The following is a 23594-nucleotide window of genomic DNA, read 5'->3' on the forward strand; positions in this document are numbered from 1 at the left end:
GGGGGATCATTGACCGACCGCCCGCTTCCCCCACCGGCGGACGGCGCACCCGACGAGCAGAAACGGCCGACACCATGAGCAGCGGCGAGGACAGCGGCGAGCGCAACCCCTTCGCGCCCCCTCCCCCCGGCGCACCCGACCAGCCCTGGCGTCCCCGCGTCCCCCCGCCGCCGGCCGACGGGCCGGGCGAGCAGCGCCCGGAGACCGATCCGTGGGGCCGTCCGCAGCCCGAGCAGCCCGCCGGGCCCAAGCTCGACCCGGCCGACCCGACCCACCGCACCGCCCGCAACGCGCTGCTGTCCGGCTTCGCCGCCCTGCTGGCCGTGCTGTTCGGCCAGCTCTGGATCGGCTTCCCGCTGGCCCTGCTGGCCGTCTGGTACGCCGTCACCGTGCTGCGCACCCCCACCGAGCCGGTCAGCGACCCGTTCGCGCCCCGCCCGGTCCGCCCGCAGGTCCCGGCCGCGCTCGGCGCGCTGATCACCGGCGGCCTGGCCCTGCTGGTGTCGGTGGGCGTCTTCGGCATGCAGTTCGCGTACCACGACTACCTGGCCTGCGTGGACAGCGCCGCCACCACGGAGGCCGCGCACAGCTGCGCCCAGGAGGAGAACGTGCCGGCCTGGGTGAGCGCCCTGTACATGGGACCCAACGAGTGACGACCCGTCAGTCCCGCTCCGCCGCCGGGGAGACGAAGCCGGACTCGTAGGCGGCGATCACCGCCTGGGTGCGGTCCCGCGCGCCGAGCTTGCCCAGCACGCTGCTGACGTGGGTCTTCACGGTCTGCACGCCCAGGTGCAGCCGCTCGCCGATCTCCGCGTTGGACAGGCCGCGGGCCACCAGCCGCAGCACCTGACCCTCCCGCTCGGTCAGCTGCGCGAGCGGCGGCGCCGCGCCGTCCGGGGCGTGCGCCGCCCGGGCGGCTGCGAGGCGGCGGATGGCGGCCGGGAACAGCAGCGACTCCCCCGCCGCGACCAGCCGCACCGCCTGGACGATCTCCGCCGGGCGGGAGCGCTTCAGCAGGAAGCCGTCCGCGCCGGCGCGCAGCGCCTCGTACACGTAGTCGTCCGCCTCGAAGGTGGTCACCACCAGGATCTTCGGCGGCCGGTCGCCGCCGCGCAGGATCGCCCGGGTCGCCGCCAGACCGTCCACGCCGGGCATCCGGACGTCCATCAGCACCACGTCGGGCCGCAGCGAGCGGGCCAGGCCGAGCGCCTCGGCGCCGTCCGCGGCCTCGCCGACCACGGCCAGGTCCGGCTGGGCGTCCAGGACGGCGCGCAGGCCGGCCCGGATCAGCTCCTCGTCGTCGACCAGCAGCACCTTGATCATGTCCACCGGTCCAACCGTAGCGGCAGGCGCACCCGCAGCAGCCAGTCCGGCCCGTCCGGCCCCGCCTCGCACTCGCCGCCGAGCAGCACCGCCCGCTCCCGCACCCCGCGCAGCCCCTTGCCGCCGCCGGAGCGCGAACTCCCGCCGCCGGTCCGGGCGGTGCGGCAGGACAGCTCCAACACGCCGTCCACGACGGCCCCTTCCACCCGGATCGGCGCGCCCGGCGCGTGCCGCAGCGCGTTGGTGACGCCCTCCTGGACGATCCGGTACGCCTCGCGGGACAGCACGCCCGGCAACCCGCCCGTCCGCACCGCCAGTTCGGCCACCACCGGGGTGCCGGCCGCGCGGGCGGAGGCGAACAGCTCCTCGACCCGGTCCAGGCCCGGCTGCTCCGCGGCGGCCGCCTCCGGGGCCTCGCGCAGCAGCACCAGCATCCGCTCCAGGTCGTCCAGGGCCCGCCGCCCCGTCACCTCGATCGCCTCCAACGCCCGCTCCCGGAACGCCGGATCGGGCACCTCGCGGGCCGCGCCCGCCTGCAGCACCGTCACCGTCAGCGCGTGCCCGATCGAGTCGTGCAGCTCCCGGGCCAGCCGGTTGCGCTCCAGCAGTCGCTCCGCCCGGGCCTCGGCCGCGGCCAGCCGCTCCGCCTTCGAAGGGCCCAACAGACTGATGGCCAGGGCCAGTTGCAGCCGGCCCGCGAGCACCACCAGCCACAGCAGGGCGAAGCCCACCACCGGAACGAGCAGCGGCAGCCGGGCCGCCAGTTCCACCGCCACCACCGTCGCCCCGCCGACCGCCGCCCCCGACCCCACCCGGGCCACCAGCCAGCCCGCCGTGCGCCCCCGGTCCGCCCAACTCGCCGACGGGGCGACCCCGATGGACTCCTCCCTCGCCGGCGCCAGCAGCAGCCGGGCCTGCATCCCCTCCGCCCGCCGCACCGCCGGCACCAGCGCGACCGCGCACAACAGCGGCACGTCCACCGCCGCGCTCAGCACCACCGCCCGCGCCGTCGACACGCCCTCGGTGCCCGGGTACACCAGCAGCACGATTCCCGCGAACACCAGCCCGATCATCAGGTGCAGCCAGCGGGCGTACGTGACGGGTCGCAGCAGCGGGGTGATCATCCGGCCATCCTGCCCCACCCGCCCCCGCCCGCAGCCTCCCTCCCGGGAGGGAGGCGGACCGCTCCCCGGCGGGATCCGCCCGGTCCGGCAGCCCGGTTGACTCGGTGTCATCGACAGGAGGAGGCGGGGAACGGTGATCGAGATCCGTGAGCTGACCAAGGCGTACGACGGCCGGCGGGTCGTCGACGGGCTCGGGTTCCGGGTGGAGCCCGGGCGGGTGACGGGCTTCCTCGGCCCCAACGGGGCGGGCAAGTCCACCACCCTGCGGATGGTGCTGGGCCTGGACCGGCCGAGCTCCGGCACCGCGCTGATCGACGGCCGCCCGTACGCCGAACTGGCCGAGCCGCTGCGGCGGGTCGGCGCCCTGCTGGACGCCCACGCCGTGCACGCGGGCCGCACCGCGCGGGGCCAGCTGCGCTGGATCGCCGCCTCGCACGGCCTGCCCGCCCGCCGGATCGACGACGTCCTGGAACTCGTCGGCCTGGCCGAGGTCGCCGACCGGCGGATCCGCACCTACTCGCTGGGCATGCGCCAGCGCCTCGGCATCGCCGCGGCCCTGCTCGGCGACCCGGCGGCGCTGCTGCTCGACGAGCCGGTCAACGGCCTGGACGCGGAAGGCATCCGGTGGATCCGCGCACTGCTGCGGCGCCTCGCCGCCGAAGGCCGCGCCGTGCTGGTCTCCTCCCACCTGATGGCGGAGATGGCGCAGACCGCGGACCACCTGGTGGTGATCGGCCGCGGGCGGCTGCTCGCCGACACCTCCACCGCCGAGTTCCTCGCCGAGCACGGCCGCCGCCGGGTCCGGGTCCGCGCCGTCGACCCGGCCGCGCTCGCCGCGCTGCTCGCCACCACCCACCCCCGGGCCGTCCCGCTCGGCGACGGCGGGTACGAAGTCCCGGACGCCGACCCCGGGCAGTTGGGCGCGCTGGCCGCCGAACGCCGCGTCGTCCTGATCGAACTGTCCGTCACCCACGACTCCCTGGAGGAGGCCTTCATGCGGATGACCGCGGACGCCGTCGAGTACCGGGCGGTGGCGGCATGACCACCCGCACCCACCCGCTGCGCGCCGAATGGGCCAAGTTCACCTCGCTGCGCTCGCTGTGGACCACGCCGCTGATCGCGGTGGCGCTCAGCGCCGGCATCACGGCGGCCGTCCAGTTCAGCTACGGACACCGCGACACCTCGCTGACCGACGACCCGATGGAGGGCCTGTACTACGGCCTGAACTTCGGCCAGGTCGCGGTGGTCTGCCTGGGCATCCTGCTGATCGGCCAGGAGTACGCCTCCGGCACCCTCGCCACCTCGCTCGCCGCCGTCCCCGACCGGCTGCGCTTCTTCCGCGCCAAGCTGCTGCTCGGCGCGGGCCTCGGGCTCGCGGTCGGCGTCCTCACCGTCGCGGGTCAACTGGCCGCCACCACCGCCTCGGTGGGCCTCGACCTGACCGCCCCGGGCAGCGGGCGGGCGCTCGCCGCGGGCGTGCTCTACCACCCGCTGCTGCTGGTGCTCTGCCTCGCCCTCACCACCGTCCTGCGCAACCAGACGGCCGCCCTGGGCCTGCTCTCCCCCACGGTCTTCCTCGGCACCACCGCCCTGACGGCCGTCCCCGGCCTCCGCGAACTCGCCCAGTTCCTCCCCGACCGGGCCGGCCTCTACGCCCTGCGCCTCCAGGACACCCCGGGCATCCACTACGGCCACGCCACCGGCCTCCTCCTCCTCGCCGCCTGGACCGCCGCCGCCACCCTCCTCGCCCTCCGCACCCTCCACCACCGCGACGCCTGACCCCACCGGCCCCGGGCCGCCGGAGCGGGGCGTGATCCGCCGTCAGGCGGCCAGGCGACAGACCAGGCGGTAGGCGCCGACGCGGGCGCGGACGACGGGGCCGGGGCTGTCGGTGTGGTGGTGGTGCCACCAGCGGGTGAGCAGGGTGGCGGGGAGGGCGAGGGCGAGCAGCCAGGCGGCCTGGGCGAGGCCGAACTGCCAGGGAACGGGCCCGAGGTGGGACATCCGGCCGGGGCCGAGCGCGCCGCCGCAGGCCCAAGCGGCGAGCAGGGCGACCGGGGCGGCGGCCGGCGCCGTGGCGGCGGCGACCACCGCGGTCGGGCCGAGCGCCCAGCGAGTGGCGGCGCGGCCGAGCAGCAGCCCGGTGACGGTGGCCGCGGCGGCGGGCGCGGCGCAGGCGAGGAGGTGCCAGTCGGCGCCGCGGTCGGCGGGGAGCAGGCCGAGCAGCGGGAAGTCGGGGACGGGTCCGAGGTGGGCGCCGAGCGGTCCGGCGTGGGCCCCGGTGCCCACCGTGAAGCCGGGGCCGAGGGCGTAGCCGATCGACCAGAGCACCGCGTTGGGGACCAGCAGCAGGCAGGCCAGCAGCATGCCGAGCCAGTCGGCGGTGCCGTTGCCGAGGCGTTGCGCGTCCTGCCCGGCGGAGCCGAGCAGGACGGCCGCCGCGCACACCAGCCCGCCGCCGGCGGTCAGGGTGAGCAGCCAGCCGGCCAGCGCCCGGCCCAGGGCGGGTGCGGCGTCGGCCGGCCAGAGCGCGGGCGGCAGGGCGGGGGCCGGGAGGTGGAGCGGTCGGCCGAGACCGCTCCACAGGCCGTGGCCGAACGCGGCGGCGGTGAGCAGGGCGACGGCGGCCAGGTCGGCGACGGCGCGGGAGCGCAGCGCGGCCTGCGGGTCGGCGCACTGGGCGACGGCGGCGGCCGCGACGAGCAGGTAACCGGCGTACAGCGCCAGCGGGGAGCGCCAACGGGTGAGCCCGCGCCCCCTGGTGCGCCGGGCCTGGCGGCGTCCGGCCCGGTCCAGCAGGACGGCGGTGACGGCGGTGAGCAGCAGCGGGGTGACGGTGACGGGCGCGGCCGCGGGGCCGTGGGTGAGCGGGGCGCCGTGGCCGAGCAGCCAGAGGCCGAACACCGTCCGGGCCGCGTCCTGCGCGGATTCGTCGCCGTACGGGGCCAGCACCCACAGGCCGAACACCGGGACGGCGACCACGGACAGGGTGAGCAGCGCGGTGCGGACGCCGGTGAGCAGGTCGGAGAGGGTGGAGCGGCTGTCGAGTTCGCTCGGCAGGCCGAGGATCGGACGGCCCATCAGCTGCGTCATGGCCTTCATGCTGCCAAGGCCACCCGTTGTGCGGTGTCAACGGGCGAACCTTCGCCGTGTCCCGGATTATCGGATCATGTGCCTGTTTCCGGGACCGACCTGCAGCGGAGGAATGCGGTGACCTCACCCTCGACCGCGGAGCCCGAGCCCACCACCGGAACCTCGCCCCGGGCACGCGCGGACGTCGCGCTCCTGCTGCGGAGACTGACACCCCGTGAGGCCCAGGTGCTGGCCCGGTTCGCCGCCGGCGAGGACCTGCGCACCGCCGCCCGCAGCCTGGGCATCGCTCCCAACACCGCCCGCTCCCACCTCAACCGGGCGATCCGAAAACTCGGTGTCCGCACCCCCGAGGAGGCCGTCGCCCTCACCACCGCCCCACCGCCGGCCCCGGCCCCCGCGTCTGCACCCGAACCCGCGCCCGAACCCGCCGACGAGCCCGCCGACGAGAGCGCTCCCGCCTCGTTCGAGGAGTTCGCCGCCCTGGTGCACGCCCGCCTCGCCCAGCAGACCTTCCTGCTGACCGGCCACCGGCGCCGTGCCGTCCACTCGACGCACCTCGCGCTGGGCGCGGCCGCCCGGCGGTGGGCGGAGGTGTCGGCGACGGCGGACCCGGAGGGGTGGGTGCGGACGAAGGCGTTCGACCTGGCGCTGTCGCCGTGGCGCCGGGGCGGGCCCCGGCGGGCTCGCCCGTCGCGGTGGCCGCGGCGGCGGATCGCGGTCGGCGAGGCGGCCGCGCCGGCGGGGCCCGAGCCCTCGCAACGGCTGACGCCCCGTGACCGGGCGCTGCTGAAGGCCCTGCTGCGGCTGTCGCGGCCGCAGCGCCGAGCCTTGGTGCTGCACGACACGCTGGGGCTGCCGGCCGAGCGGGTCGCGGTGGAGGTGGAGTCGAGTACCGCGGCGGCCGCGGCCCGGGTGCGGTCGGCGCGGGAGGCGCTGGCCCGGGAGCTGCCGGAACTGCTCGGCGCGGACCCGGAGGACCCGGAGTTCGCGGAGCGGCTGGCGGGCCTGCTGCACGCGGCGGCGGTGCACGGCTGCCCGGACCCGCGGCTGCCCTCGCCCGCCCGGCTGGTCGCGGACAGCCGGCTGCACACCGGCCTGGCGACCGGCGCGGCGGCGGCGCTGACGGTGCTGGCGGGCGCGGCGCTGGTCACCACCGGGCTGGGGGTGGGCCCGTCGGCCCTGGTGCGCCCGGAGCTTCCGGCGGGGACGGCCTGCACCTCGCCCTGGACGGGCAGCGCCGGTCCGGCGGTCCCGCGCGGCGCGCCGGGCCTGCAGACGCCGTGGTGCAGCCCGGCGCCGGGCGTCCCGGCCCGCCTGACCGACCCGGCCGGCCCGGCCGGCCGGACCCTGCCCACCCCCGCGCCGTCCGTCCCCACGGGCGACCCGGAGACCGCAACCGGCTCGGAGCCCTCGGGCAGCACGGACGCGGCCCCGGCCGGCCCCCCGCTCGCGGCCCCCCGCCGGACCTGAGCCACGCCGCTCCCGGGCCGACCGTCACCACGGCCGGGACCGGGAACCCGCACGCCGCGCACCCGGCCGAGCCGCAGCTCCACCCGCCGGCGCCGCCGAGGCACGCGGCCGCGGCCCTGCGATCCGGTACGGCGGGCACCACCCGGACCGCCCTGCGTCCGGTCCGGGTGCCACGTCCGAAGCCGTCCGCCACCGCCCGGCGCAGCCGCGTCGTCGGAGCGTCCGGCAACGCGGAAGCGCCGCCCACCGAGGTGGGCGGCGCTTCCTGGCGTACCTGACGCGGCGTCGATTACTCGGCGGCGGCGATCAGCTCGCGGGCCAGGCGGGCGGTCTCGGACGGCGTCTTGCCGACCTTGACGCCGGCGGCCTCAAGGGCCTCCTTCTTCGCCTGGGCGGTGCCAGAGGAGCCGGAGACGATGGCGCCGGCGTGGCCCATGGTCTTGCCCTCGGGCGCGGTGAAGCCCGCGACGTAGCCGACGACCGGCTTGGTGACGTGCTCGGCGATGTAGGCCGCGGCACGCTCCTCGGCGTCGCCGCCGATCTCGCCGATCATGACGATCAGCTCGGTCTCCGGGTCCTCCTGGAACGCCTTGAGGGCGTCGATGTGGGTGGTGCCGATGACCGGGTCGCCGCCGATGCCCACCGCGGAGGAGAAGCCGAGGTCGCGCAGCTCGTACATGAGCTGGTAGGTCAGGGTGCCGGACTTCGACACCAGACCGATCTTGCCCGGGCCGGTGATGTTGGCCGGGATGATGCCCGCGTTGGACTGTCCGGGGCTGATCAGGCCGGGGCAGTTCGGGCCGATGATGCGGGTCTTGTTGCCCTTGGCGCCGGCGTGGGCCCAGAACGAGGCGGTGTCGTGCACCGGCACGCCCTCGGTGATGACCACGGCCAGGCCGATCTCGGCGTCGATCGCCTCGATCACGGCCGACTTGGTGAACGCCGGCGGCACGAAGATGACGGTGACGTCGGCACCGGTCTTCTCCATCGCGTCGACCACGGTGCCGAACACCGGGATCTCGGTGCCGTCCACGTCCACGGTGGTGCCGGCCTTGCGCGGGTTCACACCGCCGACGATCTGGGTGCCGGAGGCGAGCATGCGGCGGGTGTGCTTCATGCCCTCGGAGCCGGTCATGCCCTGGACGATGACCTTGCTGTCCTTGGTAAGGAAGATAGCCATGGTGTTAAGTCCCCTTCCTTACTTGTTGGCCAGCTCGGCGGCGCGGTCAGCGGCGCCGTCCATGGTGTCCACCTGCTGCACCAGCGGGTGGTTGGCGTCGGTGAGGATCTTGCGACCCAGCTCCGCGTTGTTGCCGTCCAGGCGGACGACCAGCGGCTTGGTGACGGCCTCGCCCTTGCTCTCCAGGAGCGCGAGGGCCTGCACGATGCCGTTGGCGACCGCGTCGCACGCGGTGATGCCGCCGAAGACGTTGACGAAGACCGACTTGACGTCGGTGTCGCCCAGGATGATCTCCAGGCCGTTCGCCATCACCTCGGCGGACGCGCCGCCGCCGATGTCGAGGAAGTTGGCCGGCTTCACGCCGCCGTGCTTCTCGCCGGCGTACGCGACGACGTCCAGGGTGCTCATGACGAGGCCCGCGCCGTTGCCGATGATGCCGACCTGGCCCTCGAGCTTGACGTAGTTCAGGCCCTTGGCCTTGGCCGCGGCCTCCAGCGGGTTCGCGGCGGCCTTGTCCTCGAGCGCCTCGTGCTCCGGCTGGCGGAACTCGGCGTTCTCGTCCAGGGAGACCTTGCCGTCGAGCGCGATGATCTTGCCGTCGCCGGACTTGATCAGCGGGTTGACCTCGACCAGGAGGGCGTCCTCCTTGATGAAGACCACCCAGAGCTTCTGCAGGACGTCGGCGACCTGGTCGGCGATCTCGGCCGGGAACTTCGCGGCGGCGACGATCTCGGCGGCCTTCTCCGGGGTCACACCCTCGTTGGCGTCCACCGGGATCTTCGCCAGCGCGTCGGGGTTCTCCTCGGCGACGACCTCGATCTCCACGCCGCCCTCGACGCTGGCCATCGCCAGGAACGTGCGGTTGGTGCGGTCCAGCAGGAAGGAGACGTAGTACTCCTCCTTGATGTCCGCGGTCTGCGCCAGCATCACCTTGTGGACGGTGTGGCCCTTGATGTCCATGCCGAGGATGGCCTCGGCCTTGGCCACGGCGTCCTGGGGGTCGGACGCGAGCTTCACGCCACCGGCCTTGCCTCGGCCGCCCACCTTCACCTGAGCCTTGACGACGGCACGGCCGCCGAAGCGCTCCGCGATGGCGGCAGCGTCTGCGGCGGTCTCGATGACATCGCCGTCAAGCACGGGTACACCGTGCTTGGCGAAGAGGTCCCTCGCCTGGTACTCGAACAGGTCCACGTGTTTGTCCTTGTTCGTGGTCGCGGAATGTGTCTCTACGAGCGTGCCACGGCAGGATCTTCGCTGCGGGTCGTCGGTGCTGAGCGGGTACGCAGATGTACGGCCTTGCGGCCCACGCAGCGGCCGGGCGCATCGTCAATCAACACGCGCGTCACGTCCGCATGGCAGGTTATCCCCGTACGACGGGCGTGTTTCGCCCCGGGCCCGGTCCGGGTTGGTGAGAACCGTCACAACGGGCCCGGTCCGGCGGGTCCCCGGGCCGCTCACCAGCGGGGGCGCGCATCGGTGAGGGCCACTACTGGTTCACTCGCACGGGTGTGGATCGGGCCCCTTGACTCACCGCTGTTCGGGTACCGGCAGCGGCCGCTTCTCGATCGCCGCCGCCATGATGTCCGGGAACGCGTCCGGGGTGCAGGCGAACGCCGGGGCCCCGAGCGCCGCCAACGCCTGGGCGTGCGCGTGGTCGTACGCGGGCGCGCCCTCGTCGGACAGCGCCAGCAGCGCGATGAACTGCACCCCTGACGCCTTCATCGCCGCGACCCGCTTCAGCATCTCGTCCCGGATGCCGCCCTCGTACAGGTCGCTGATCAGCACCACGATCGTCTCCGACGGGCGACTGATCTTCGACTGGCAGTACGCCAGCGCCCGGTTGATGTCGGTGCCGCCGCCCAGCTGGGTGGCGAACAGCACGTCCACCGGGTCGCTCAGCTGCTCCGTCAGGTCCACCACCGAGGTGTCGAACACCACCAGCCGGGTGTCCAGGCTCGGCATCGAGGCCAGCACCGCGCCGAACACCGCCGAGTGCACCACCGACGGGGCCATCGACCCGGACTGGTCGATGCAGAGGATCACGTCCTTCTTCAACGCCCGCTGCGCCCGCGCGTAGCCGACCAGCCGCTCCGGCACCACCGTCCGGTACTCCTGCAGGTACTTCGACAGGTTGGCCCGGATGGTGCGGTCCCAGTCGATGTCCCGGTGCCGGGGGCGGTTGACCCGCGCGCTGCGGTCCAGCGCGCCGCCGACCGTCGAGCGGGTCCGGTCGGCGAGCCGGCGCTCCAGTTCGGCCACCACCTTGCCGACCACCGCGCGCGCGGTCTCCCGGGTGGTCTCCGGCAGGGCGTGCTTCAGCGACAGCAGCGTCCCCACCAGGTGCACGTCCGGCTCCACCGCGGCCAGCATCTCCGGCTCCAGCAGCAGCCGGTCCAGCCCCAGCCGGGAGATCGCGTCCTGCTGCATCAACTGCACCACGCTGGTCGGGAAGTACTCCCGGATGTCGCCCAGCCACCGCGCCACCTTCGGCGCCGACCCCCCGAGCCCCGCCGACCGCTTCCCGTCCTCCCGGTACAGCGCCCCGAGCGCCCCGTCCATCCCGGCGTCCCGCCCGGTCAGCCGCACCCCCGTCCCGTCCCCGTCCGCACCGAGCACCAGCCGCCAACGCCGCATCCGCTCATCGTCCTGACGAACAGTCACCTGAAATCGACTCCTTGTAGCGGGCGCCCCGACCGGGGCGCGGGGAACGGCGCGAAGCGGGAGGAAGGACAGCGAGGACCGGGGCGCCGCGGGACCGGACCCCACGGGCCGTTCAGCTCGCGCGGCGGTCCGCCTGCCGGGGGATCCGCGGACCCGGGATCCCCAGCAGCAGGGCCAGCACCGGGGTGGCGGCGTCGGCGCGTTCCTCGTCCAGCGGTGCATCGGCCTGCTGCGCGACCGGCCCGAGCGAGCCGGTGGCGACCCGGGAGCCGATGGTGTGGCGGACGCCCGTCTCCAGGGAGGAGAAGGTGCGGCGCAGGACCGGCAGCAGGTCGGTGAAGGTGTCGCCGGAGACCCGGCAGAGCCATTCGTCGAGCAGGCCGAGCAGCGTCGGGTCGTGCAGCAGCAGCGCCCCGCCGCCGGAGAGGAACCCCTCGACCCAGCCGCCGGCGTCGGCCGGTTCGGAGGCGGTGGAGAGCACCAGTCCGAGCCGGCGCCCGGCCTCCTCCGCGTCGAGCCGGCCGTCGTCGAGCAGCAGCCGCACCGCCCGGCCGCGGAGCAGGCCGGGCACGCCCGTCGCGGGGCCGCCGTGCGGCTCGCGGGCGGCGAGGGCCGCGAGCGTCCCGGCCCAGCGTTCGGCGGTGTCGCCGCCGAGCAGGGCGACCGCCTGGTGCACGGCGTCCAGTTCGGTGCGGCGACTGCGCGCGCCGTCGGCGTCCAGGCCGGTGCTGGCGGCGGGGAGGGCGACGCAGAGGCGTTCGGCGAGGCCGTGGGCGACGGCGGTGAGGGCGCTGGTGTCGGTGTCCCGGACGTCGCCGTAGCGCAGGGTGCGGACCAGGGCGGGGAGGGCGGTGGCGAGGTGCCCGGCGTCGGTGTCGAGGGCGGCGCGGTCGGCGAGCAGCCGCATCACCTCGGGCAGGGCGTCGGGCAGGGCGGCGAGCAGGCAGTGCTCGGCGAGGGCGGTGAGTTCGGTGAGTTCGGCCGTGGCGGCGTCGCCGATCGCCTTGCCGGTGGCGGCGCCCCGCACGGTGGTGCCCCACTGGCCGGCCTCCACCAGGCGGACCGAGAACTCGGGTTCCCAGGCGAGCTGCCAGGTCTCGCGGAAGGTGCCGGTGGAGTTGACGCTGTCGCGGACCGGCCGGCCCCAGTGCAGGCCGAGCAGCCGGAGCCGGTGCAGCAGCCGGGAGCGTTCCGCGTCCAGGTCCTTGCGCAGGTCGAGGACGAGTTCGCGGCTCGCGGCCTCCGGCTTGAGCCGCAGGCTGCGCTGCAGCCGGGTCAGGTCGCGCTGCAGCGGCACGGCGGGCGCGCTGTCGGGGACCTCGCCGAGCGCATCGCCGACCACCAGGCGGTCGCGCACCAGGGCGAGGGCGAGGTCGGAGCCGTCGCACATCACGGCGCGCACCGCGTCCAGGGTCTCGGTGAGGCCGGGCAGCGGGCGGCCGCGGACGACGGCCAGGGTCTCGGCGAGCCGGACCGCTTCGATGACGTGCGCGGAGGAGACCGGGTGGTCCTCGGCGCGGAGCAGGGCGGCGACCTTGGTCATCCAGCGGGTGACCGGCCGATCGGCGGTGGTGAACAGGTGGTGGTACCAGCCGGGCGAGTCGATCCCCGCGCCGTAGCCGGTGTGCTGGGAGAGCCGGCGGTGCGTCCAGGGCACCCAGGTGAGCTCGGTCTTCGCCTTCTTGGGGAGTTCGGCGAGCAGCGCCCGGTCGTGCGCGACAGTCGGCATGGCGGCCAGCGCGGGCACGTGCCAGGCGCCGCAGACCACGGCGATCCGCCGGTGGCCGGCCCGGCGGGCGGCGCGGATCTGCTGCCGCATGGCGGCCTCGCGGATCTCGTCGCGCCGCTCGGCGGGGTGGTGCTCGCGCAGCGCCGTCATCGCCTCGGCGAGCGCCTCGAAGGGGGCGAGCGGGTCGGCGGCGGGGCCGCGGTGCTCGACCACGTCCTCCCACCAGGCCTCCGGGTCGCCGTACCCGGCCGCGGCGGCGAGTTCGGCGATCGGGTCGACGGGGGCGGGTCCGAAAGTGCCCCCCGGCACTCCCGACCCCTCCCCCTGTTCTGATGCGCCGTCAGTCCCGGAGGTTGCATCCGGATCCGTGCCGCGCGGCCCGAGCGTGAGGCTGTGGCCCGCCGGCAGGTCGATGAAGCGGACCGGGACGCCGGCGTCCGCGGCGTGCCGCAGCGCCACCCACTCGGGGGAGAACTCGGCGAACGGCCAGAACGCGGCCCGGGCCGGGTCGTCCGCCACGTGGGCGAGCAGCGCGACCGGCGGCGTCATGTCCTTCTCGGCGGCCAGCGCCACCAGCTCGTCGGCCTCCGGCGGGCCTTCGATCAGCACCGCGTCGGGCCGCAGGGCGGCCAGTGCGGCGGCCACCGCGCGGGCCGAGCCGGGGCCGTGGTGGCGCACCCCGAGCAGCGTCACCTCGGCACTCACGCGGAGACCTCCCGGGCGGCCCGGTAGAAGTCCTTCCAGCCGTCGCGGTCGCGGACCACGCCCTCCACGTACTCCCGCCACACCTGCCGGTCGGCGACCGGGTCGCGGACCACCGCGCCGACGATGCCGTCCGCGACGTCGCCCGCGCGGAGCACGCCGTCGCCGAAGTGGGTGGCCAGCGCGAGGCCGTTGGTGACCACCGAGATCGCCTCGGCGGTGGACAGGGTGCCGCTGGGGGTCTTCACCTTCGTCCGGCCGTCGGCGGTCAGGCCGGCCCGCAGCTCGCGGAAGACGGTGACCACGCGGCGGATCTCCTCGGCGCCGCCCGGGAGTTCGGGCAGGTCGAGGGAGCGGCCGAGCTGGCCGACCCGGCGGGAGACGATCTCCACCTCCTCCTCCAGGGTGGCCGGCAGCGGCAGCACCACCGTGTTGAAGCGGCGGCGCAGCGCGGAGGAGAGCTCGTTGACGCCGCGGTCGCGGTCGTTGGCGGTGGCGATCACGTTGAACCCGCGCACCGCCTGCACCTCGGAGCCCAGCTCGGGCACCGGCAGGGTCTTCTCGGACAGGATGGTGATCAGGCTGTCCTGCACGTCGGCCGGGATGCGGGTGAGCTCCTCGACCCGGGCGAGCTGCCCGTTGCGCATCGCGCGCATCAGCGGGGAGGGCACCAGGGCGTCCTCGCTCGGGCCGTGGGCGAGGAGTTGGGCGTAGTTCCAGCCGTACCGGACGGCCTCCTCGGGGGTGCCCGCGGTGCCCTGCACCAGCAGGGTGGAGTCGCCGGAGATCGCGGCCGCCAGGTGCTCGGACACCCAGGTCTTGGCGGTGCCGGGCACGCCGAGCAGCAGCAGCGCCCGGTCGGTGGCCAGGGTGGTGACGGCGACCTCGATCACCCGGCGCGGCCCGATGTACTTCGGGGTGATCACGGTGCCGTCGGCGAGCTCGCCGCCCAGCAGGTAGGTGGCGACCGCCCACGGCGAGAGCCGCCAGCGCTCCGGGCGGGGCCGGTCGTCGTGCCGGGCGAGGGCGGCCAGCTCCTCGGCGAAGGCGTCCTCGGCGTGCTGCCGCAGGACCTCGCTGGTCGTCTCGGTGGTCATCGGCTGCTCCGTTCGTCACGGGTCGTCAGAACGCTGCGCGAAAAGGGCGCGAAGAAAGCGGTCGCACGGCTCTGACCTGCGGGAACGTTCTCCCGTTCGGGCCGTGCAGGTACTACTCTGCACCCCGCCACCGACAATGCCGGTCCGTCAGTTCCCGAGCGGCGCGACCCGCTTGGCGCCCGCCCGCCAGGGCCACAACTGGGCGGCGCCGAAGGCCGTCTCCACCGCCAGGAAGCCCCACAGCACCCCGGTCGCGCCGTGCGCCAGCGCATAGGCCTGCCAGCAGGCGAACAGCACCCTGGCCGCCCCGTCGTACAGGCCGTGCACCGGCAGCGGGCGCAGCAGCCGCAGCAGCGACCAGACCACCACCACCGAGCCCATCAGGTTGGCGAACAGCGTCAGCATCGGCTCCTGCGGGGGCAGTTCCCCCAGGCCCAGCGCGCCGCTGACGGCGGACAGCGCGCGGTGCGCGAGCGCGTACGTCCACGGGGTGGCGAACGGGGCGGTGACCAGCAGGTCGTACCAGGCGCTGGCGCGGACCAGGCGGGCGTAGCGGTTCATCGGCGGGCTCCTCGGGATCGCACGGCGGGACCCGCCCATGCTCAACGGTGGAGTACGGTCCAAGGTCAAGTCACCGGAAGGAGCGGGCGGATGCGCATCGGGGAACTCGCCGCACAGGCCGGCATCAGCCGCGACACCGCGCGGTTCTACGAGCGCACTGGGCTGCTCACCGCCCGCCGGCTGCCCAACGGCTACCGGGACTTCCCGCCCGAGGCGGTGCCCTGGCTGCGGTACGTCCGCACCGCGCAGGCGCTCGGCTTCTCGCTCGCCGAGATCGCCCGCACCGGCGAGGAGTTGAGCGCCGCGCCGGACGCCGCCGAACGGCTGTCCGAGCTGTTCCGGGAGAAGATCGCGCTGATCGACGCGCGGATGGCGGACCTCGCCGCGCTGCGCGCCGAACTGGCCGAGCGGGCCGGCACCGGGTGTCCGCTGGCCCCGGCCTGACCGACCCTCAACTGTCAGTGGGCCCTCCTAGCGTCGAGCACATGGAGGAACGCTGGAGCACCGAACACGTCCTTTCGCTGGCGCCCGACCCGGCCTCCCTGAAGGCCGCGGGCAAGCTCTCCGGCCCCGGCCCGTAGAGTGCGACCGGCACGGGGCAGGGCGCGCTGTGGGGCCTGTGCAAGGGCAGCGGCAGCACCCCGTACCGGACGGCCGTCGAACTGGGCACGCCCGCGTACAAGTGCAGCTGCCCGAGCCGGAAGTTCCCGTGCAAGCACGCCCTCGGCCTGCTCCTGCTGTGGGCCGGCGGGCCGGAGGCCGTCACCGCCGCGGCCGAGCCGCCGGACTGGGTGTCCGAGTGGCTGAACGGCCGCAGCCAGGCCGTCGCCGACCGGGCCGCCAAGCAGCAGGCCAAGGCCGCCGACGCGGACCCGGAGGCGGCCAGGAAGCGGGCCGAGAAGCGCTCCGCCCGGGTCGCCGCCGGCGCCCGGGACCTGCGGCTGCGGCTCGCCGACGGGGTCCGCCGCGGCCTCGCCGACCCGCTGCCGGCCGGCGCCTGGGAAGAGGTCGCCGCCCGCATGGTCGACGCCCAGGCCCCCGGCCTGGCCGGCCGGGTCCGGGCGCTGGCGGAGCGCCCGCAGGAGGAACTGCTGGAGGAGTACGCGATGCTGCACCTGCTGGCCGGCGCCTACGGCCGGATCGACACCCTGCCGGAGCCGCTCGCCGCCACCGTCCGCACCAGGGTCGGCTTCACCACCGACACCGCCGAGCTGCTCGCCGGGCCCACCGTCCGGGACAGGTGGCAGGTGCTCGGCAGCCGCGACACCGCCGACGAGCGGCTCACCACCCGCCGGGTCTGGCTGCGCGGCGCGAAGACCGGCCGCCCGGCCCTGCTGCTGGCCTTCGGGCGGCCCGGCCAGGCCCCGGACCTGGCGCTGCCGGTCGGCCGGCTGCTGGAGGCCGACCTGGCCTACCACCCCGGGTCCCGCCCGCTGCGCGCCGTCCTCGGCACCCGGTACGGCAACCCCGAGCCGGGCCCGGTCGCCCCGCCCGCCGGCCTCTCCCCCGCCGAGGCGCTCGCCGAGTACGGCGCCGCCGTCGCCGAGGACCCGTGGCTGGAGAGCTGGCCGACCGTCCTCACCGCCGTGGTCCCGGTCCGCACGCCCGACGGCTGGCAGCTCACCGACGGCCGGCACACCCTGCCGGTGCGCCGCGGCGCGCTGCCCGACCCGGCGCTGTGGCGGCTGGCCGCGGTCTCCGCCGGACACCCCGTCACCCTGTTCGGCGAGTGCGGCCACGCCGGCTTCACCCCGGTCACCGCCTGGGACGCCGAGCACCGGCCCGTCGCCCTCGGCTGACCCCGCCGCCGCCCACCCGCACCGGACCGGCCGCGCGGCCCGCACCGACGCCCTGCACCGACGCCCTGGGCCGACCGCACCGCGCCGGCTGCGCCAAGAAGACCGCACCGTCCGACGAACACGCCACCGCGGCCGCCGCACCGTCCGACCTGCCCGCCACGCCCGGTCCGACCGACCGCGCATCACCGAGCGCCCCGTCCACCCCGTACCGCCCGTACCGCCCCGCACATCCCGACCGGTCCCCGGCGCTCCCCGGCGCCCGCTGACGACCCGTCATCCCGGAGGAACCCCATGACCCGCACCCGCACCCGGCAGCGCGCCGCCGTCCGTCGCATCGCCCTGCACCACGCCGCCCGCCGCGCCGCCACCGCCAGCGGCTGGGGCCGCCGCCACCGCCGCGCCGACGCCCCCCGGCCGAACGGGGAGCGGGCATGACCGCCCCCGTGCTCGCCCCCGCCGACGGCTGGGCCGACCTGCAGAGCAGCGCCCTGCTCGGCACCGACCGCCGGCCGCTGCCCGAGCCGCGGACGCCGCTCGCCGCGGCCGTCGACCGCACCGACCCGGCCACCGCGCTGCTCGACCTGGCCGCGCTCACCGCGGTCCGCCGCCGGGCCGGCGCGCTGCCCGGCCCCGCCGTGGAGACGCCCGCGCCCGCCGCCGACGACCCGCGGCCGGTACTGCCGGAGCCCGCCGCCCGCCGGCTGGCCGTGCTGCTCGGCACCCGCGGCGGCCACGGCAGCACCGCCAACCTCGCGGAACTCCTGCCGCAGTGGCTGACCGCCGCCCGCGCGCACGGCTACCGGCTGCCGCCGGCGCTGGTGCCGACGCTGCTGGACACCGCCCGGGCCCGCTCCGAACTGCGCGCCGACGCCGTCACGCTGGCCGGCCCGCTGGGCCGCTGGCTCGCCCCGCACAACCCGGACTGGAAGTACGTCACCCGCACCGCCGCGGACCACGACGCCCTCCACCAGCCGTCCGAACTGCTGTGGCAGGAGGGCCTGTTCGCGGAGCGGGTGACCCACCTGACCAGGCTGCGGCGGACCGACCCGGCGGCCGGGCTGGCCCTGCTGGTCTCCACCTGGGCCACCGAACGCGCCGAGGACCGGGTGCTGTTCCTGGACTCCCTCCAGGACGGGCTGTCGCTGGCCGACCAGGAGTTCCTGGAGGCGGCGCTCGGCGACCGCTCCAAGAACGTCCGGGCCACCGCCGCGGAACTGCTCTCCACGCTGCCCGGCTCCGCCCTCGCCGACCGGATGGCGGCCCGTGCCCGCGCCGCCGTCCGCCTCGACGGCGACCGGCTGCACGTCACCCCGCCCACCGCCTGCGACGCCGCCATGCAGCGCGACGGAATACCCGTCAAGTCGCCCACCGGGCGCGGCGAACGCGCCTGGTGGCTGGGCGAGGTGCTGGCCGCGGCGCCGCTCTCGCTGTGGACGTCCGGGACCGGCCTGACCCCCGAGCGGCTGCTCGCGCTGCCCACCGTCGACGCGGCCGACGGCGGCGGCGCCGAATGGGCCGAGGACCTGCGCGAGGCGTGGGCCCGGGCCGCGGTCCGCCAGCAGGACGTCGCCTGGGCCCGCGCCCTGCTCGGCGCCCCGCCGCGCCCCGGCCGCGACACCCGCACCCCGGGTGCGCCCGCCAAGCTGCTCGCGGTGCTGCCGGCCGCCGAACGCGCCGCCTGGACGGCCGCGTTCGTCCAGACCCACGGTCTCGGCGACGCCTTCCAGTTGCTCGGCGCCTGCGCCACCCCGTGGACGCCGCCGCTGTCCACCGCCGTGGTGGCCGCCCTCAAGCGGGCCGCCGAGCTCGGCTCCTACCCGTGGAGCCACAGCGGCGTCCTCGGCATGACCGAACGCGCGCTCGCCCCGGAGACCGCGCCCGCCGTCGAGGCGCTGGCCGCCGACACCTCCCCGGACACCGCCTGGGCCGACACCTTCACCCGGCTGGCGGGCACCCTGCGCTTCCGCCAGGCGATGCTCGCCGAACTGCAGCCCTGACACGCCGCAGGGGCCCCGGGGAGCGTCCCCGGGGCCCCTGCGGCCCAGCTGGTGGCGGCGCGGCTCAGCCGGCCGCGCGGAGGTTCGCCTCGACCCAGGAGACGACGTCCTGGGTGGAGGTGCCGGGGGTGAAGATGTCCGCGACGCCGAGGGCCTTCAGCTCGGTGATGTCGGCGTCCGGGATGATCCCGCCGCAGAACACCTTGATGTCGGCGGCGTCGCGCTCCTTGAGCAGTTCGATCACCTTGGCGCACAGCGTCATGTGCGCGCCGGACAGGATGGACAGGCCGATGCCGTCCGCGTCCTCCTGGATCGCCGTGTCGACGATCTGCTCGGGAGTCTGGTGGAGGCCGGTGTAGATGACCTCCATGCCGGCGTCGCGCAGCGCCCGCGCGATGACCTTCGCCCCCCGGTCGTGCCCGTCCAGCCCGGGCTTGGCGACCACCACTCGGATCGGCCCCGACACCACCATCACTGCCTCCTGGACCACGTCGTCCACCACCCGGGCCGACTTGTTCGCACGGGCGAGGTGTTAACCACTTCTAACAGATCTGAGGGGAGGTTAGCGCCAGTCCGCGCCGCCGACCGTTTCCGCCGGTCAAGAGGAGGGGAATATCACAGCCCCTCCCCTCCCGACCGGCGGCTACAGCTTCTCGACGGGGGCGTAGCGCAGCAGCAGTTCCTTCCGGCCCGCGGTGCCGAAGTCGACCGTGGCGCGGGCCTTGTCGCCGACGCCCTGGGTGGCGACCACCGTGCCGAGGCCGAAGCTGTCGTGGCTGACCCGGTCGCCGACCGCCAGCGCGACCACCTCCCGGTCGACCATGGTGCGCGCCGACTTGCCCCAGCCGGCCTTCGGCGACGCGGCCGCCGACAGCCCGGAGCCGCGACCGCCGGACGAGCCCGAGGAGGACGAGTAGCCGCGGGAGGCCGGGACGGCCGCCGCGCCGGTGCGCTTCCACTGGATCAGGGTGTCGGGGATCTCCTCCAGGAACCGCGAGGCCGGGTTGTAGGAGGGCTGGCCCCAGGCGCTGCGCAGCACCGAGCGGGTCAGGTAGAGCCGCTGCCGGGCCCGGGTGAGGCCGACGTAGGCGAGCCGCCGCTCCTCCTCCAGTTCCTTGACCTGGTTGAGCGCCCGCATGTGCGGGAAGATCCCGTCCTCCATGCCGGTGAGGAAGACGACCGGAAACTCCAGGCCCTTGGCGGTGTGCAGGGTCATCATCGTGATCACCCCGGCCCCGTCCTCGTCATCCGGGATCTGGTCGGAGTCCGCGACCAGCGCGACCCGCTCCAGGAAGTCGGCGAGCGAGCCGACCGGCGGGCCCTCGTCGCCCTCGGGGCGCTCCCCCGGGTCCTTCTCGTACTCGAGGGCGACCGAGGCGAGCTCCTGCAGGTTCTCCACCCGGGTCTCGTCCTGCGGGTCGGTGGAGGCCTGGAGTTCGGCGAGGTACCCGGTCTCCTCCAGCACCGCCTCCAGCACCGCGGCCGGGCCGGCCCCGGACTCGACGACCTGGCGCAGGCCCGCCAGCAGCTCGTTGAACTTCTTCACCGCGTTGGCCGAGCGCGCCGCCATGCCGTACGCCTCGTCGACCCGGTTCAGCGCCTGCGCGAAGGAGATCCGCTCGCGGGAGGACAGCGCGTCGATCATGGCCTCGGCGCGCTCGCCGATGCCGCGCTTGGGCACGTTGAGGATCCGGCGCAGCGGCACGGTGTCCTCCGGGTTGGAGAGCACCCGCAGGTAGGCGAGGACGTCCTTGACCTCCTTGCGCTCGTAGAAGCGCACGCCGCCGACCACCTTGTAGGGCAGGCCGACCCGGATGAACACCTCCTCGAAGACCCGGGACTGCGCGTTGGTGCGGTAGAAGATCGCCACGTCGCCGGGGCGGGCGTGGCCGGCGTCGGTGAGCCGGTCGATCTCGTCGGCGATGAACTGGGCCTCGCCGTGCTCGTCGTCGGCGACGTAGCCGACCACCTGCTCGCCCTGGTCGCCGGCCGTCCACAGGTTCTTCTTGCGGCGGTTGGTGTTGCGCTCGATGACCGAGTTCGCGGCGGTCAGGATGGTCTGCGTGGAGCGGTAGTTCTGCTCCAGCAGGATCGTCGTCGCGTTCGGGTAGTCCTCCTCGAACTGGAGGATGTTGCGGATGGTCGCCCCGCGGAAGGCGTAGATCGACTGGTCGGCGTCGCCGACCACGCACAGCTCGGCGGGCGCGATCTGGGCCAGCCGGGCGTCCGCCGGGTTCACGAAGTCGCCGTCCGCGGTCATCCGCGGGGCGTGCGCGGCGGAGCCGCCGGACAGCTCGCGGACCAGCGTGTACTGGGCGTGGTTGGTGTCCTGGTACTCGTCGACCAGGATGTGCCGGAACCGGCGCCGGTAGTGCTCGGCGACGTCCGGGAACGCCTGCAGCAGGTTGACGGTGGTCATGATGATGTCGTCGAAGTCGAGGGCGTTGGCCTCCCGCAGCCGCCGCTGGTAGAGGAAGTACGCCTCGGCGAGCTTCTTCTCCATCGGGTTGGCGGCCTGGTCGGCGTAGGTCTCCTCGTCGATCAGCTCGTTCTTGAGGTTGCTGACCTTCGCGGTGAACGACTTCGGCGGGAACTGCTTCGGGTCGAGGTCCAGGTCCCGGCAGCAGAGCGCCATCAGGCGCTGCGAGTCCGCCGAGTCGTAGATCGAGAAGCTGGAGTTCATCCCGAGCAGCTTGGCCTCGCGGCGCAGGATGCGCACGCACGCGCTGTGGAAGGTGGACACCCACATCGCCTTGGCGCGCGGGCCGACCAGCGCCTCGACGCGTTCGCGCATCTCGCCGGCGGCCTTGTTGGTGAAGGTGATCGCCAGGATCTCGCCGGGCTGCACGTCCCGCGCGGCCAGCAGGTACGCGATCCGGTGGGTGAGCACCCGGGTCTTCCCGGAGCCGGCGCCGGCCACGATCAGCAGCGGCGAGCCGTGGTGCAGCACGGCCTCGCGCTGCGGGTCGTTCATGCCCTCCAGCAGCTGCGCCGGGTCGACCACGGTGCGGGCGGAGCCGTTGCGGTACCAGGCGTCCCGCTCGGTCTCGGCGGCGTGGTCGGTGGCGAACAGCCCGTCGGGGATGTCCTCCTCGGCGCCGTACCCCGGGTCGAACGGCACGCCGTCGTCGTACGGTTCGTCCGCGGGCGGGGCCTCCTCCGACCACTGCGTCGGGAGCGGCTGCGCCGCCTCGGGGCGGCGGCTCGACCCGACGGCAGGACGCTCGAAGCCGGGGAGCGGGAGGTCATCGAAGAGGCTAGTCATGGCCCTTCGAGTCTATGGCCCGCCACCGACATCCCCGGCCGCGACCGCATCGGTCCGATCGACCGCTCGCACCGCACCCGTCCCCGATCGGGAGAGGCGGCTAGTGGCGCTTCAGCAAGGACACCGTGAGCCCCTGGACGTGCTGGACGGACTGCCTGGTGAACTGCGTCGTGAGGACCTGCACCTCCGCGGCGGGCAGGTTCTTGTACGGGTCGTCCGGAGTGCCGTACGTGACGACCCAGACGCGGTCGACCCCCTCCGCGCAACTGGCCGGCTGCGGGCATTCGACGGCGAAGAGGTCGTCGTTCTGGACCGGCGTCTTCGCCACGAACACGTCCTTGAGCTGAACCTTCTCCGGCAGGTAGTAGTCCAGCGCGAAGTCCAGCATCATGAACCGGTCGTTCCCGCGTACCGGCACCACACCGTCACCCGGCCGGTAGTCCTGCGCGATGATCCGGGCCGCGCCCTTCTCGTCGGACCACTCGTGCGCGGTCCTGAGCCTCAGGTGCTGCTGGTCCTGGAAACCGAGCAGGGCGGTGCCGACCAGGCCGATCACCACGAGCGCCCGCGGCCGCAGCGCGGTCAGACCCGCACCGGCCACCACCGCCCAGGCGGGAGCGGTGAAGAGCAGGTACCGGTCGATGAAGTACGAGGTCTGCCCCTGCGAGACGAACCAGACCAGGACGAACGGCAGGACAGCCATCAGTCCGATCTCCACCGCGGGCCGCCGACCCTTGGGCCAGGCCGCCGGCAGGGCCGCGAGCGCGACCACACAGATGCTCACCAGCGCGGACTGGAACAGGCCGTGCCAGTTCCAGACGAAGTCCTGCAGGTTGGGCGCCTTCAACCAGGAGATCTGGCGGCCGACCTGCCGACGGCCGATCACGACCAGCGGCACCACCGGCAGCAGACCGGCCAGGACGGCGGCCGGGAAGCCGATCAGCAACCTGCGCCCGCGTTGCTGCCGCCAGCGCATGACCACGACGACCGCGTGCGGGAACAGGACGGACAGCGACACCATGTGGAACAGGCCTGCCGCCGCGATGCTCACCGTGTACGGCCACCACCGCGCGAGGGTGGGCCGCTCCAGGGCACGCAGCAGGAACCAGGTCGCCGCCGCGACCGCGAGCACGGCGAAGGCGTACGAACGGGCCTCCTGCGCGAACCGCGACACACTCGGGAGCACCGCGAAGAGGAGGCCGGCGACCAGACCGGTCCGCACTCCGAACAGCTTGCGCCCGATCAGGGAGACGAACACCGCCGTGGCCGCCATGGCGATGGCCGAGGGCAGCCGCAGGGAGGTGGGGGAGTCGCCGAACACCGAGACCCACCCGTGCATCATCAGGTAGTAGGTGCCCGAGACGGCGTCGACGTGGTGCAGGAGGTCGAAGAGCTCGCCGGTGCTGCGGCTGGCCGCACTCCAGGTGGCGAGCTCGTCACGCCACAGCTCGGGACGCCAGCTTCGGCGCACCCCGAGTGCGAGGGTCAGGAGCGCCGCCCATATCCAGAACGTGCGGGCCGCCACCGCGCGCCACCGCGCGCCAGTGGGACCCGGTCGTCCGGCTTCCGGTTCCGAACTTCCGACGGACGCGG

20 protein-coding genes are annotated in these 23594 nt (G+C 74.9%); 8 read left to right on the forward strand and 12 right to left on the reverse strand.

The annotated features are described in order from the left end of the window. Positions 1-74: 74 nt before the first annotated feature. A complete protein-coding gene (locus BX266_RS13860; protein ID WP_099899806.1) occupies positions 75-653 on the forward strand; it encodes a hypothetical protein in 579 nt (192 codons plus the stop codon). A gap of 7 nt (positions 654-660) precedes the next feature. Here the strand turns inward: BX266_RS13860 and BX266_RS13865 are convergent, their stop codons facing one another. Both BX266_RS13865 and BX266_RS13870 read right to left on the reverse strand, forming a co-directional pair. Beyond that, a complete protein-coding gene (locus BX266_RS13865) occupies positions 661-1323 on the reverse strand; it encodes a response regulator transcription factor (RefSeq protein ID WP_099907839.1) in 663 nt (220 codons plus the stop codon). Further along, positions 1320-2447 carry a sensor histidine kinase gene (locus BX266_RS13870; RefSeq protein WP_099899808.1) on the reverse strand — a complete coding sequence of 376 codons (1128 nt, stop codon included), beginning with the start codon at positions 2445-2447 and terminating at the stop codon, positions 1320-1322. Before BX266_RS13870 ends, BX266_RS13865 begins: the two co-directional genes overlap by 4 nt. Before the next feature lie 133 nt (positions 2448-2580). Here BX266_RS13870 and BX266_RS13875 point away from each other — a divergent pair, with 133 nt between their 5' ends. Together BX266_RS13875 and BX266_RS13880 are read left to right on the forward strand one after the other, a co-directional pair. Continuing rightward, a complete protein-coding gene (locus BX266_RS13875; RefSeq protein ID WP_099899810.1) occupies positions 2581-3489 on the forward strand; it encodes an ABC transporter ATP-binding protein in 909 nt (302 codons plus the stop codon). Continuing rightward, positions 3486-4226 carry an ABC transporter permease gene (locus tag BX266_RS13880; RefSeq protein WP_099899812.1) on the forward strand — a complete coding sequence of 247 codons (741 nt, stop codon included), beginning with the start codon at positions 3486-3488 and terminating at the stop codon, positions 4224-4226. The genes BX266_RS13875 and BX266_RS13880 overlap by 4 nt, the downstream gene beginning before the upstream one ends. A gap of 42 nt (positions 4227-4268) precedes the next feature. On the opposite strand, the gene BX266_RS38580 is transcribed toward BX266_RS13880, so the two are convergent. Further along, the gene (locus tag BX266_RS38580) at positions 4269-5540 is read right to left on the reverse strand and encodes a DUF6350 family protein (protein ID WP_180290481.1); all 1272 of its coding nucleotides are present in this window, start codon (positions 5538-5540) and stop codon (positions 4269-4271) included. A 117-nt stretch (positions 5541-5657) separates the two neighbouring features. On the opposite strand from BX266_RS38580, the gene BX266_RS38585 reads away from it, so the two are divergent. Beyond that, the gene (locus BX266_RS38585; RefSeq protein ID WP_180290482.1) at positions 5658-7010 is read left to right on the forward strand and encodes a LuxR C-terminal-related transcriptional regulator; all 1353 of its coding nucleotides are present in this window, start codon (positions 5658-5660) and stop codon (positions 7008-7010) included. Positions 7011-7299: 289 nt separating this feature from the next. Here BX266_RS38585 and sucD read toward each other — a convergent pair whose 3' ends face one another. The 6 genes from sucD to BX266_RS13920 all read right to left on the reverse strand — a co-directional run bounded on the left by sucD (position 7300) and on the right by BX266_RS13920 (position 14940). Further along, positions 7300-8190 carry a succinate--CoA ligase subunit alpha gene (sucD, locus tag BX266_RS13895; protein WP_099899814.1) on the reverse strand — a complete coding sequence of 297 codons (891 nt, stop codon included), beginning with the start codon at positions 8188-8190 and terminating at the stop codon, positions 7300-7302. 18 nt (positions 8191-8208) lie between these two features. Continuing rightward, on the reverse strand, positions 8209-9381 hold the full coding sequence (gene sucC / locus BX266_RS13900) for an ADP-forming succinate--CoA ligase subunit beta (protein ID WP_099899816.1): 1173 nt from the start codon (positions 9379-9381) through the stop codon (positions 8209-8211). Between the two features lie 336 nt (positions 9382-9717). Then, positions 9718-10824 carry a VWA domain-containing protein gene (locus BX266_RS13905; RefSeq protein WP_180290812.1) on the reverse strand — a complete coding sequence of 369 codons (1107 nt, stop codon included), beginning with the start codon at positions 10822-10824 and terminating at the stop codon, positions 9718-9720. A 139-nt stretch (positions 10825-10963) separates the two neighbouring features. Further along, a complete protein-coding gene (locus tag BX266_RS13910; protein WP_220659703.1) occupies positions 10964-13324 on the reverse strand; it encodes a DUF5682 family protein in 2361 nt (786 codons plus the stop codon). After that, complete coding sequence (locus tag BX266_RS13915; RefSeq protein ID WP_099899822.1) at positions 13282-14379, reverse strand: AAA family ATPase; 1098 nt, start codon at positions 14377-14379, stop codon at positions 13282-13284. Before BX266_RS13915 ends, BX266_RS13910 begins: the two co-directional genes overlap by 43 nt. 147 nt (positions 14380-14526) lie before the next feature. Then, positions 14527-14940 carry a hypothetical protein gene (locus BX266_RS13920; protein ID WP_099899824.1) on the reverse strand — a complete coding sequence of 138 codons (414 nt, stop codon included), beginning with the start codon at positions 14938-14940 and terminating at the stop codon, positions 14527-14529. 90 nt (positions 14941-15030) lie between these two features. On the opposite strand from BX266_RS13920, the gene BX266_RS13925 reads away from it, so the two are divergent. The 4 genes from BX266_RS13925 to BX266_RS13935 all read left to right on the forward strand — a co-directional run bounded on the left by BX266_RS13925 (position 15031) and on the right by BX266_RS13935 (position 18736). Then, positions 15031-15384 (forward strand): MerR family transcriptional regulator, encoded by a 354-nt coding sequence (locus tag BX266_RS13925; protein WP_099899825.1) that lies wholly within the window; start codon positions 15031-15033, stop codon positions 15382-15384. A gap of 173 nt (positions 15385-15557) precedes the next feature. Then, complete coding sequence (locus tag BX266_RS13930) at positions 15558-16739, forward strand: SWIM zinc finger family protein (protein ID WP_310794835.1); 1182 nt, start codon at positions 15558-15560, stop codon at positions 16737-16739. A 291-nt stretch (positions 16740-17030) separates the two neighbouring features. Then, positions 17031-17174, forward strand: a complete 144-nt coding sequence (locus BX266_RS38590; protein WP_180290484.1) for a hypothetical protein — start codon at positions 17031-17033, stop codon at positions 17172-17174. After that, positions 17171-18736 carry a DUF5691 domain-containing protein gene (locus BX266_RS13935; RefSeq protein WP_099899827.1) on the forward strand — a complete coding sequence of 522 codons (1566 nt, stop codon included), beginning with the start codon at positions 17171-17173 and terminating at the stop codon, positions 18734-18736. The genes BX266_RS38590 and BX266_RS13935 overlap by 4 nt, the downstream gene beginning before the upstream one ends. Before the next feature lie 64 nt (positions 18737-18800). On the opposite strand, the gene BX266_RS13940 is transcribed toward BX266_RS13935, so the two are convergent. From BX266_RS13940 to BX266_RS13950, 3 genes are all read right to left on the reverse strand, one after another. Beyond that, complete coding sequence (locus tag BX266_RS13940; protein ID WP_099899829.1) at positions 18801-19208, reverse strand: cobalamin B12-binding domain-containing protein; 408 nt, start codon at positions 19206-19208, stop codon at positions 18801-18803. 171 nt (positions 19209-19379) lie between these two features. Then, entirely contained in the window at positions 19380-22001 is a 2622-nt protein-coding gene (gene pcrA / locus BX266_RS13945; RefSeq protein ID WP_099899831.1) for a DNA helicase PcrA, read from the reverse strand. Positions 22002-22101: 100 nt separating this feature from the next. Then, positions 22102-23526, reverse strand: a complete 1425-nt coding sequence (locus BX266_RS13950; RefSeq protein ID WP_180290485.1) for a glycosyltransferase family 39 protein — start codon at positions 23524-23526, stop codon at positions 22102-22104. Between the last annotated feature and the right edge of the window lie 68 nt (positions 23527-23594).

Origin of the sequence: Streptomyces sp. TLI_171 (assembly GCF_003610255.1) — a bacterium.
Lineage (GTDB): Bacteria > Actinomycetota > Actinomycetes > Streptomycetales > Streptomycetaceae > Kitasatospora.

Coding starts and splice junctions, on each gene's coding strand:
- BX266_RS13865 (WP_099907839.1), bottom strand. CDS start 1,323: ATGATCAAGGTGCTGCTGGTCGACGACGAGGAGCTGATCCGGGCCGGC.
- BX266_RS13870 (WP_099899808.1), bottom strand. CDS start 2,447: ATGATCACCCCGCTGCTGCGACCCGTCACGTACGCCCGCTGGCTGCAC.
- BX266_RS13940 (WP_099899829.1), bottom strand. CDS start 19,208: ATGGTGGTGTCGGGGCCGATCCGAGTGGTGGTCGCCAAGCCCGGGCTG.
- sucD (WP_099899814.1), bottom strand. CDS start 8,190: ATGGCTATCTTCCTTACCAAGGACAGCAAGGTCATCGTCCAGGGCATG.
- pcrA (WP_099899831.1), bottom strand. CDS start 22,001: ATGACTAGCCTCTTCGATGACCTCCCGCTCCCCGGCTTCGAGCGTCCT.
- BX266_RS13935 (WP_099899827.1), top strand. CDS start 17,171: ATGACCGCCCCCGTGCTCGCCCCCGCCGACGGCTGGGCCGACCTGCAG.
- BX266_RS13880 (WP_099899812.1), top strand. CDS start 3,486: ATGACCACCCGCACCCACCCGCTGCGCGCCGAATGGGCCAAGTTCACC.
- BX266_RS13860 (WP_099899806.1), top strand. CDS start 75: ATGAGCAGCGGCGAGGACAGCGGCGAGCGCAACCCCTTCGCGCCCCCT.
- BX266_RS13915 (WP_099899822.1), bottom strand. CDS start 14,379: ATGACCACCGAGACGACCAGCGAGGTCCTGCGGCAGCACGCCGAGGAC.
- BX266_RS38590 (WP_180290484.1), top strand. CDS start 17,031: ATGACCCGCACCCGCACCCGGCAGCGCGCCGCCGTCCGTCGCATCGCC.
- BX266_RS13920 (WP_099899824.1), bottom strand. CDS start 14,940: ATGAACCGCTACGCCCGCCTGGTCCGCGCCAGCGCCTGGTACGACCTG.
- BX266_RS38580 (WP_180290481.1), bottom strand. CDS start 5,540: ATGACGCAGCTGATGGGCCGTCCGATCCTCGGCCTGCCGAGCGAACTC.
- BX266_RS13905 (WP_180290812.1), bottom strand. CDS start 10,824: ATGCGGCGTTGGCGGCTGGTGCTCGGTGCGGACGGGGACGGGACGGGG.
- BX266_RS13925 (WP_099899825.1), top strand. CDS start 15,031: ATGCGCATCGGGGAACTCGCCGCACAGGCCGGCATCAGCCGCGACACC.